Annotated in this window: 3 protein-coding genes; 2 read left to right on the top strand and 1 reads right to left on the bottom strand. The window is 74.5% G+C overall.

What is annotated here, in order from left to right:
• Positions 1–31: 31 nt before the first annotated feature.
• Positions 32–262 carry a hypothetical protein gene (locus ACYVE9_RS24565; protein WP_461030089.1) on the bottom strand — a complete coding sequence of 77 codons (231 nt, stop codon included), beginning with the start codon at positions 260–262 and terminating at the stop codon, positions 32–34.
• A 167-nt stretch (positions 263–429) separates the two neighbouring features.
• Here ACYVE9_RS24565 and ACYVE9_RS24560 point away from each other — a divergent pair, with 167 nt between their 5' ends.
• Both ACYVE9_RS24560 and ACYVE9_RS24555 read left to right on the top strand, forming a co-directional pair.
• Positions 430–1,446, top strand: a complete 1,017-nt coding sequence (locus ACYVE9_RS24560) for an EamA family transporter (RefSeq protein ID WP_461030088.1) — start codon at positions 430–432, stop codon at positions 1,444–1,446.
• Between the two features lie 155 nt (positions 1,447–1,601).
• Positions 1,602–2,012: EamA family transporter (locus ACYVE9_RS24555; protein ID WP_461030087.1), on the top strand; the 411-nt coding region annotated here is incomplete at its 3' end.

Below are 2,012 nucleotides of genomic sequence, written 5' to 3'. Positions count from 1 at the left end.
GCCCGCGGCGCAGGCCCCGCCCGGCGGGGGCTCAGCCGTCGCGCTCGGGTGCGTTCGCCGCCAGCTGCCATATCTCGGCGGCGTCGAACGCGTCCGAGACGCGCGGCAGTACCTGCTCGTCGTGGTGGTGGAAGGCCGACCAGAAGACGTCGCCGGGCAGCGCGTCCTTCGGGGCGTACACCCGGTAGACGTACCGCCGTCCGTCGATGCCCGCGAGCGCCACCATCCAGGTGTGCAACCGAGGTTGCGTGCAGACGGCCATGGGCCTCCCGTGGTCGTGATCGCGGTAGCCGGTCTTCCTGTGGGGACGTGCCGGGTGCGGCGGTGGTTGCGTCCGGCACGTGCCCCGCGGGAAGACCGGTGTCGGACCCCTTCGACGACAGGCGTGAAAGGGTCGACACTGCTGTTCGTGGTGGGCATGATGGCCTGGTGCACGCAACGAGCAAGCCCGCGCCGCCGCGCCGCAACGTCGGTCTCGGCCTGGCGCTGGTCTCCGCCTTCGCCTTCGGCGGCTCCGGGGTGGCCGCGAAGCCGCTGATCGAGGCGGGGCTGTCCCCGCTCCAGGTCACCTGGCTGCGTGTGGCCGGCGCCGCGGTGGTGATGCTGCCGCTGCTGTGGCGGCACCGCGGCCTGGTGCGGGAACGTCCCGCGCTGCTGGCCGGGTTCGGGCTGTTCGCGGTGGCCGGCGTGCAGGCCTGCTACTTCGCGGCGATCTCCCGCATCCCCGTCGGTGTCGCCCTGCTCGTCGAGTACCTGGCCCCCGCCCTGGTGCTCGCCTGGGTGCGCCTCGTCCAGCGGCGCCCGGTCAGCAGGGCCGCCGGTCTGGGCGTGGTGCTCGCGGTGGGCGGGCTGGCCTGTGTCGTGGAGGTGTGGGCCGGGCTGGCGTTCGACGCGGTGGGCCTGCTGCTCGCACTCGGTGCCGCCTGCTGCCAGGTGGGGTACTTCATCCTCTCCGACCACGGCAGTGGCTCAGCCGACCGACCGGCACCCGATCCGGTCGGTGTCATCGCCTACGGGCTGCTGTTCGGCGCCCTGCTGCTCACGGTGATCGCCCGGCCGTGGGAGACCGACTGGTCCGTGCTGGCCGGGTCGGCGCTCATGGACGGCAGTGCCGTGCCCGCCGCCGTGCTGCTGGGCTGGATCGTCCTCGTGGCGACGGTGGCCGCCTACCTCACCGGCGTGGTCTCGGTCCGCAGGCTCTCGCCGCCGGTCGCCGGTGTGGTGGCCTGTCTGGAGGCGGTCGTGGCGACCGTGCTCGCCTGGGTGCTGCTGGGCGAGTACCTCTCGGCGGTCCAAATCCTCGGCGGTGCCGTGGTGCTCTGCGGTGCCTTCATCGCGCAGCGGGCGGCTCCGTCGGCGACGCCGCCGGAGCCGGTGGCCGCCGGCGGTGGCGTCGCCGCAGCTGCCGCCGCCGAGGAGTTGCCGGAGCGCAGTGGGGCGTCCTAGGGTTCGCCCCATGCAACTCAGTGTGCTGTCGCCGCCCGCCGTCTGAGGCGGGCGTTCCAGGAGGACCACGCGGCTGTCCGTGACGGACGCCGCGCCGGCCGCCGCTGCCCGCATCCGGGATCACGGCCCTGTCCCTTCCTCCGCGGGAGCATCACATGCAGTCCACCTCCTCCCTGGCCGTCGGCCGGGGGCTGTTCTACGTCGTCGTCGCGGCGACGGCCTGGGGTACCGCCGGTGCGGCGGCCGCCCTGCCCTTCACCGGCAGCGGGCTGGGGCCCGTCGCCCTGACGTTCTGGCGGACGGTGGGCGGGCTCGTCCTGCTGCTCGCCTTCCAGGCGGCCAGGCGCCGCCCCGCCCGTGCCCGGCAGGCGGAGACCCGGCGGGCCCGGGTCACGCGCATCGTCGCCACCGGAGTGGGTCTCACCGTCTTCCAGACCGCCTACTTCGCCGCCGTGCAGACGACCGGACTGGCCGTGGCCACCGTGGTCACGCTGGGCGCCGGGCCGGTGCTCATCGCGCTGGGAGCCCGGCTGTGGATGGCCGAACGGCTGGGGCGCGGTGGCGGT

It is taken from the genome of Streptomyces sparsus, from assembly GCF_054776295.1.
This window is presented reverse-complemented; position numbering and strand designations above follow the sequence as displayed.